The organism is Calothrix rhizosoleniae SC01, assembly GCF_900185595.1.
Taxonomy (GTDB): Bacteria; Cyanobacteriota; Cyanobacteriia; order Cyanobacteriales; family Nostocaceae; genus Calothrix_A; species Calothrix_A rhizosoleniae.
Genome location: NZ_FYBH01000024.1, coordinates 1 through 7,480, shown reverse-complemented (window position 1 = coordinate 7,480; position 7,480 = coordinate 1). Strand labels below are relative to the sequence as shown.

Sequence of the window (7,480 nt, the reverse complement as noted above, 5' to 3'; positions counted from 1 at the left end):
TTACTACTAATAATCTATCTGTTTCCTTTGGTGCTGTGGCTGGTGGAATTACTGCGGGTTTATATACAGCATTTTTACTGTTTTACAATGGTTTCTTAATTGGTGCGGTTGCTACTCTCGTAGGACAAAACAATTTGGCATACCCATTTTGGGCTTTTGTTTTCCCTCACGGTTCTTTGGAGTTACCTGCAATCTTTTTTGCTGGAGGAGCGGGCTTTTTAATTGGTAGAGCTATATTATTTCCTGGTAAGTATCGCCGCATTGATGCATTAAAATTCTATGGTTCCCAAGCGGTACAGTTAGTATTTGGGATTGTACCCATGTTACTTATTGCTGGGTTGATTGAAGGTTTTTTCTCTCCTAATCCTAATGTGCCAGATCCTGTTAAATACTTGGTGGGGATGAGTTTGTTTGTATTGTTAGTGGCTTATTGTAATCGCAAGAGAAGGGATGAAGGAGTAATAAGTAAGTAGGTAGGCATAAAAAATTATCGTTTGGATAAGGCAGGGGGCAGGGAGCAGGGAGAAAGAGGGTTTTAGCCTTATTTACTTTTCTTCACATAGTTTGATTCTAATTGTACCGACTTACTTAATAAGTAATAAGTTTACTGTTCATAGGTTTGCTGCTTCAACAATTTCCTAACGTGCTTTGGTAGTGCTGTAAAATTGTATGACATGGGGTCAATCCAAAATTCTATGACCTATGACTACCTCTCACTGATAGATTGGTATTTGGCGAGCATGATATATAGGGAAACTCATGAATCCAATTACTCAAACCCAGGCTTTAGATGTACCTAGTGCAATTATTCAGCGCCGTTCTATTAAAAGTTTCAAACCAGATCCTATTTCTCCAGAATTGTTGCAAAAATTGGTGGAATTAACCGTTGCGGCACCCAGTAGTTATAACCTACAAGACTGGCGCATTGTCATTGTTCAAGATGAAACCCAAAAATCAGCTTTATCTGCTGCGGCTTTCAATCAACAACAAATTATTCAAGCTCCTGTGACTTTTGTCTTTGCAGCCGAACCTCATGGTGAACGAGACTTAACAACAATTTTGGAGCAAGGTTTAGCAACTGGTGCTTGGAACGAGCAGGTAGTCAACTATTTTAAAACTGCTGTCCCTCAATTCCAAGCTGGATTGGGAGATAAGCGACGGGAGTACGCCATTAAGGATGCCATGATTGCAGCCACTCATTTAGTGTTGGCTGCAGAAAGCTTGGGTTTATCTACCAACTTTATGAATGGCTGGATGGAAGATAAAGTTAAAGAAGTAATTGGTGCAGCAGATTCAGATTTAGCGATCGCAGTTTTGGTTCCTGTTGGTTATGCTGCCCAACCCCGTCTCAATCCAGGTCGTTTACCATTATCTGCTAATGTATTTGTAGACAGAATCAGTCAGCCCTATCAAAATTAGATCTTTTTTTGTTTTCTACCTATACAATAAGTCTGCTGAAGAATGCCGAAAATTCAGGCGAATGGCATTGAAGTCTTTTACAACATTAGTGGCACAGGGGAACCTTTGTTATTATTAGCAGGGTTTGCCTGTGACAATTCTTATTGGTCATTAATGATGCCTCATTTGACCAAAAAATATCAGGTAATTCGCGTAGATAACCGGGGAGTTGGACGTAGTTCTACACCTACACAACCCTACAGTATTAAGGAGATAGCGAGGGATGTGGCGGTATTACTAGAACATTTATGCATTGATTCTATAAGTGTGATTGGGCACTCTATGGGAGGTCAAATTGCTCAAGAATTGGCGTTGAATGATCCCACCAAGGTGCAGAATTTGATCCTCATTTCATCTTGGGCACAGGCAAATAGTATATTCCACACCATTATTGAAAGTTGGGGAGATTTACCACAAATATTGGATTGGCAGCAGTATCAAAAAATTATATTACCCTGGGTATTTACTGATAAATTTCTTTCTACTCCCCTAGCGATCGCTCAAATTCTGCAAATGGCAATTAATTACCCTTTTCGTCCTACTCCCCAAGGACTATATGATCAAAGTCGAGCCATTCTCAATACCGATACTTCAGATAGAATCTCAGAGATTTCCTGTCCTACTTTAGTAATGGTGGGTAAACAGGATATTTTGACACCAGTGGCATTTTCTCAGCAGTTAGCACAATTAATCCCCTATGCGGAAATAGCACTGATAGAAAATTGCGGGCATGGTTTATTAATTGAATCACCCCATGCTGTAGCAGAAAAAATACTGGGTTTTTTAGCCAATATGTCAGCTTGAGTTAGGTAATATAGCGCTACGCGCAAGTAATAAGTAATAAGTTTCAGCCTCTAGCAATGTCCTAACCTAATCGCGTAGTGCTATAACATTTTAGATTTTAGATTGTGAAAGAGTAACTAAATAAGCTTTTCTTTTCATTTGTCGCAATCATTTTTCAAATTGGTATAATACAAAATTGCTAATTATGAACGGTAAAAAGGTTGTCATTGATTTATATATAGAATTATTGATTATTGATTTAAGTAATATTTACTAACTTATTCGCTAAATAGTCATTTTAGATACAGCAAATTCTTCCCGACTCAATTTTCTGATGACATAGCAATAATCAGTAATTCCGGTAATAACCGGATATTAACTATGGCAGTATAACCTGGAAAGCTTATGAAAGCTGAATCAATCAGAATTCGCGGTACTGTACAGGGTGTGGGTTTTCGCCCTACAGTTTACCGTTTAGCAAAAGCTTATAACTTGTGTGGTGATGTTTGCAACGATGGGGAAGGGGTATTAATTAGGGTATGGGGGAAGGAGGAATCAATTACAGCATTTGTCGCTAAATTACAGCAGGAATGTCCCCCCCTAGGAAAAATTAATCAGCTAACACGCCAACCTTACCAGGGTGAGTTAAAATTCGATGATTTTGTGATTGCTCCCAGCGTCAGCAGCCAAACAAAAACATCTATTTCCCCCGACGCGGCTACCTGTCCCCAATGTCAACAAGAAATATTTGACCTTTACAGCCGCTACTACCGCTATCCTTTTACTAATTGTACCCATTGTGGTCCTCGTTTAAGCATTATCCGTGCCATTCCCTATGATAGATGTAACACCAGCATGGCAGCTTTCCCTATGTGTGAAGCATGTGATAAAGAATACAGGGATGTGAGCGATCGCAGATTTTACGCCCAGCCTACAGCTTGTCATGTTTGTGGTCCCAAGGCATGGTTAGAAAGGACTGATGGTAAACCCATCACAGCATCAATGTTTTCCATGTTAGATGATGTGGATGCAGTATGTACCCTCTTACAAAAAGGTGAAATCGTTGCCATCAAGGGAATTGGCGGCTTCCACTTAGCTTGTGATGCCACTAATCATACAGCAGTACAAAAATTACGTCAGCGCAAACATCGCTACCATAAACCCTTCGCTCTCATGGCGCGAGATATAGACATCATTGCAAGATACTGTCATATTAGTAACCAAGAACGAGAATTACTTACCAGCCCCCCAGCCCCCATTGTCTTGCTACAAAAAAGACAAATAGACAACTCATCCCCAACCCAAATAAAAAAAACATCCGTTACATTCGCTACAAACTCCTCTGCCAACTTATCTCCTTCCATCGCCCCATATCAAAACACCCTCGGCTTTATTCTTCCCTACACTCCCTTACACCACTTGATCCTCAAACGGATGAATCGTCCCATAGTCTTTACCAGTGGTAATTTATCTGATGAGCCTCAATGTATAGATAACAATGAAGCAAAAGAAAAATTAAGTGAAATCGCTGATTACTTCCTCCTGCATAACCGAGACATTATTAATCGAGTAGATGATTCCGTAGTCAGAGTCATTAATAACCAAGTGCAAATTATCCGTCGTGCAAGGGGATATGCACCAGCACCGATAAATTTACCACTAGGATTTAGCAATATACCTCCAGTATTAGCTATGGGTGGAAAGTTAAAAAATACCTTTTGTTTATTAAAAGATGGACAAGCAATTTTATCCCAACATTTAGGGGATTTAGAAAATGCTACAGCCTTCACAGCTTATCAAGAAACCCTGAACTTATACCTAAATTTATTTGAGCATCAACCAGAAATAATAGCTATAGATAAACATCCAGAATATTTATCTAGCAAATTCGGGAAACAACTAGCAGCAGCCAATAAAATCCCCATTGATAACATTCAACATCATCACGCTCATATTGCTGCTTGTATGGCAGAAAATAATCTTCCTTTAGACTCACCACCCATTCTCGGTATTGCTTTAGATGGATTGGGTTATGGAGAAGATGGGACTTTTTGGGGAGGAGAATTTTTATTAGTAGATTATCAGCAATTTCAACGACTGGCAACATTTAAACCAGTAGCAATTATTGGTGGTAGCAAAGCGATGAAAGAGCCTTGGCGCAATACCTATGCTCATTTAACCTCTGCATTTGATTGGGATAAATTAATACAACAATATGGCGATTTAGAAATAGTTAAATTTTTACAAATTAAACCACTTAAACTGATTGATCGGCTTGTAGAACAAAAAATAAATTGTCCTCCTGCTTCCTCAGTCGGACGGTTATTTGATGCTGTAGCAGCTGCGATCGCAATTTGTCGAGAACAATGTAGCTATCAAGGACAAGCAGCAATGGAAATGGAGGATTTAGTCAAAACTAATGTCTTAGATAATGGTGAAGAAACACTAAGTTATTCTTTTAATCTGGGCATTTTAGATAATATTTATTATATAGATCCAAGTTCCATGTGGCAAGACTTGCTTGATGACTTAGAGCAACAAGTATCTTCAGCAGTTATTGCTACTAAATTTCACTATGGTTTAGCAAAAACAATTGTGAACACAGCACAAAAATTATGTCAAAAAAATGATATTAATCAAGTTGTACTGACAGGAGGAGTATTTCAGAATACTATTCTCCTAGAAAAGGTCAAAATAGGGTTAGAAAATCTGGGAATTAATACTATAACCCATAGTTTAATTCCAGCTAATGATGGTGGTTTATCCCTAGGACAAGCAGTAATTGCAGCTGCCAAATTGATTAAAGGTAAATAAATATGTGTTTGGGAATTCCCGGTAAAATTATTGAAATTACTGACATTAATCACAAACTAGCAATTGTTGATGTTGCTGGAGTTAAACGTCAGGTAAATATTGCTTGTATTGTAGACGAACAACATCCACCAGAATCTTGTCTGGGAGATTGGGTATTAGTTCATGTCGGCTTTGCCATGAATCGTATTAATGAGCAAGAAGCTGCGGAAACATTGAAACTATTAGAAGAAATAGTTGCCGCACAAGCAACAATGAGTAATGAATTTTAGATATTTTGGCAATTATATAAAACAATTATTCTGACCAACATAAAACTAAAAGTAGAGAATATCAACCTCTTATTTTCTGCGACTTTGGCTGAAGTATACAGCACTTTGCAGGTAGGTAAATGAAGTACAAGGCTAAATACAAAAGCTCTTGTGGGATGGGCATCCCTGCCCGTCTGAATATACTTTATTAAAATGAAATATGCTGTAAATAGACTATTTTCAAATTTAGATGATGTTCATAAGGTGGGCAATACCACTCTACCAATGATGAAATACGTTGATGAATTTAGACAACCGGAAAAAGCTCAAGCCTTACTCAATGAAATTGAAAAATTAAGCTTAAATTATCCACTCAAAATAATGGAAGTATGTGGCGGACATACCCATTCAATCTTTAAATATGGCATTGAAGAAATTCTACCCCAAAACATTGAATTAATTCATGGTCCTGGTTGTCCAGTATGTGTAATGCCTAGGGGTAGATTAGATGATGCTATTTATATCTCCCAACAACCCAACGTTATTTTTACCACCTTTGGTGATACCATGCGGGTTCCTGGCTCCACCACTAGCCTCCTCCAAGCTAAAGCTATTGGTTCAGATATCCGCATGGTTTACTCACCTTTAGATAGTCTGAAAATTGCCAAAGAAAACCCCAATAAACAAGTAGTATTTTTTGCTCTCGGCTTTGAAACTACAGCTCCCAGTACAGCTTTTACTATTCTCCAAGCCGCCACAGAAAATATTCATAACTTTAGTATGTTTTCTAATCACGTCCTCGTGATTCCCGCCTTAAAAGCATTATTAGATAATCCAGATTTACAACTAGATGGATTTGTTGGACCTGGTCATGTAAGTATGGTAATAGGTACAGAACCCTATGAATTTATTGCTCAAAAATATGGCAAACCAATCGTTATTTCTGGTTTTGAACCTTTAGATATTCTCCAATCTATTTGGATGTTACTACAACAGATATCAGAAAATCGCTGCGAAGTAGAAAATCAATATAACCGATTAGTTCAACCCCTAGGGAATACAGTCGCCTTAAAGGCGATGAATCAAGTATTTGAGGTGCGAGATAATTTTGAGTGGCGTGGCTTAGGCGAGATTCCTAATTCTGGTTTAAAAATTCGTCCAGAATATGCCCAATTTGATGCTGAAGTTAAATTTATCCTACCCAATAGAAAAATAGCAGATAATAAAGCTTGTCAATGTGGAGAAATACTTAAAGGGGTATTAAAACCTTGGCAATGTAAAGTATTTGGAACTGCTTGTACTCCCGAAAATCCTATTGGTACTTGTATGGTTTCTTCTGAAGGTGCTTGTGCAGCCTATTACAAATATGGTCGTTTCTCTCAAATTGGCAAACAAAATATAACTGAAAGTTCCAAAGTTACAGCATAAATTTAACTCCTTTATTATCTATGTCTCTGCGCCTCTATGTGAGATTGTAAACTTAATCATCAAGGACATATTATGCCATTTGTTACTATTCAAATTGCCGAAGGTCATTCTATCGAAAAAAAACGAGAACTAGCAAAAGCCATTACCGACACTTTGGTTTCGACAATGGGGACAAAGCCAGAATGGGTAACAGTTCATATTGATGAATTTTCACGGGAAAACTGGGCAGTGGGTGGTACCCTACATGTAGATAAACATCAGGGTAGACATGTTGAAAAAGGGGTATAAATCTCACTTATTCAGTGGTTGAAGTCAAATTAAGAGTATGTTAACTTACTTGCAGACTTCAACACTGAAACCAATTATGACAGATAATAGAGAATATACTCTAGGAAATATTAGTCCCTTAATCCCTGCTGGTGATGATGTGGAAAAAACTATTGCTTTTTACGAACAAAGTTTAGGTTTTACTAAGATTCATCACGAAGGAAACCCCATGCACATGGCAATTGTGAAACGGGATGAAGCACAAATATTCTTGATTAAAAATAGTAATTCTCAATTAGCAGAATCCACAGCATTAAGGATTTATGTCAACAATATTGAACAATATTATACCGAATTAGAGGCAAAGGGAGGAGAGATTGTTCATCCCAATGGCAAACTAGAAACTAAACCTTGGGGAATGAAGGAATTTGTAGTATTAGATCCTGCTGGTGTGTGTTTAACATTTTATGAACCAGCAAACA

General features: G+C 37.9%; 8 protein-coding genes. All 8 read left to right on the top strand.

Going from position 1 to position 7,480, the window contains the following annotated elements:
- A partial coding sequence (locus CALSC_RS01155) for a stage II sporulation protein M (protein ID WP_143288113.1) occupies positions 1-473 on the top strand: 473 nt, incomplete at its 5' end.
- A gap of 286 nt (positions 474-759) precedes the next feature.
- Positions 760-1,419 carry a nitroreductase family protein gene (locus tag CALSC_RS01150; RefSeq protein ID WP_088239599.1) on the top strand — a complete coding sequence of 220 codons (660 nt, stop codon included), beginning with the start codon at positions 760-762 and terminating at the stop codon, positions 1,417-1,419.
- A 42-nt stretch (positions 1,420-1,461) separates the two neighbouring features.
- Positions 1,462-2,262 (top strand): alpha/beta fold hydrolase, encoded by an 801-nt coding sequence (locus CALSC_RS01145; RefSeq protein ID WP_088239598.1) that lies wholly within the window; start codon positions 1,462-1,464, stop codon positions 2,260-2,262.
- 384 nt (positions 2,263-2,646) lie between these two features.
- Positions 2,647-5,055 (top strand): carbamoyltransferase HypF, encoded by a 2,409-nt coding sequence (gene hypF, locus CALSC_RS01140; RefSeq protein ID WP_088239597.1) that lies wholly within the window; start codon positions 2,647-2,649, stop codon positions 5,053-5,055.
- A 2-nt stretch (positions 5,056-5,057) separates the two neighbouring features.
- A complete protein-coding gene (locus CALSC_RS01135) occupies positions 5,058-5,324 on the top strand; it encodes a HypC/HybG/HupF family hydrogenase formation chaperone (RefSeq protein WP_088239596.1) in 267 nt (88 codons plus the stop codon).
- 267 nt (positions 5,325-5,591) lie between these two features.
- The gene (gene hypD / locus CALSC_RS01130; RefSeq protein WP_088239601.1) at positions 5,592-6,731 is read left to right on the top strand and encodes a hydrogenase formation protein HypD; all 1,140 of its coding nucleotides are present in this window, start codon (positions 5,592-5,594) and stop codon (positions 6,729-6,731) included.
- A gap of 72 nt (positions 6,732-6,803) precedes the next feature.
- Positions 6,804-7,019 (top strand): tautomerase family protein, encoded by a 216-nt coding sequence (locus tag CALSC_RS01125; protein WP_088239595.1) that lies wholly within the window; start codon positions 6,804-6,806, stop codon positions 7,017-7,019.
- A 76-nt stretch (positions 7,020-7,095) separates the two neighbouring features.
- Positions 7,096-7,480 (top strand): VOC family protein (locus tag CALSC_RS01120; protein ID WP_088239600.1); only part of this gene is annotated, 385 nt, incomplete at its 3' end.

Coding starts and splice junctions, on each gene's coding strand:
- CALSC_RS01150 (WP_088239599.1), top strand. CDS start 760: ATGAATCCAATTACTCAAACCCAGGCTTTAGATGTACCTAGTGCAATT.
- CALSC_RS01145 (WP_088239598.1), top strand. CDS start 1,462: ATGCCGAAAATTCAGGCGAATGGCATTGAAGTCTTTTACAACATTAGT.
- hypF (WP_088239597.1), top strand. CDS start 2,647: ATGAAAGCTGAATCAATCAGAATTCGCGGTACTGTACAGGGTGTGGGT.
- CALSC_RS01135 (WP_088239596.1), top strand. CDS start 5,058: ATGTGTTTGGGAATTCCCGGTAAAATTATTGAAATTACTGACATTAAT.
- hypD (WP_088239601.1), top strand. CDS start 5,592: ATGAAATACGTTGATGAATTTAGACAACCGGAAAAAGCTCAAGCCTTA.
- CALSC_RS01125 (WP_088239595.1), top strand. CDS start 6,804: ATGCCATTTGTTACTATTCAAATTGCCGAAGGTCATTCTATCGAAAAA.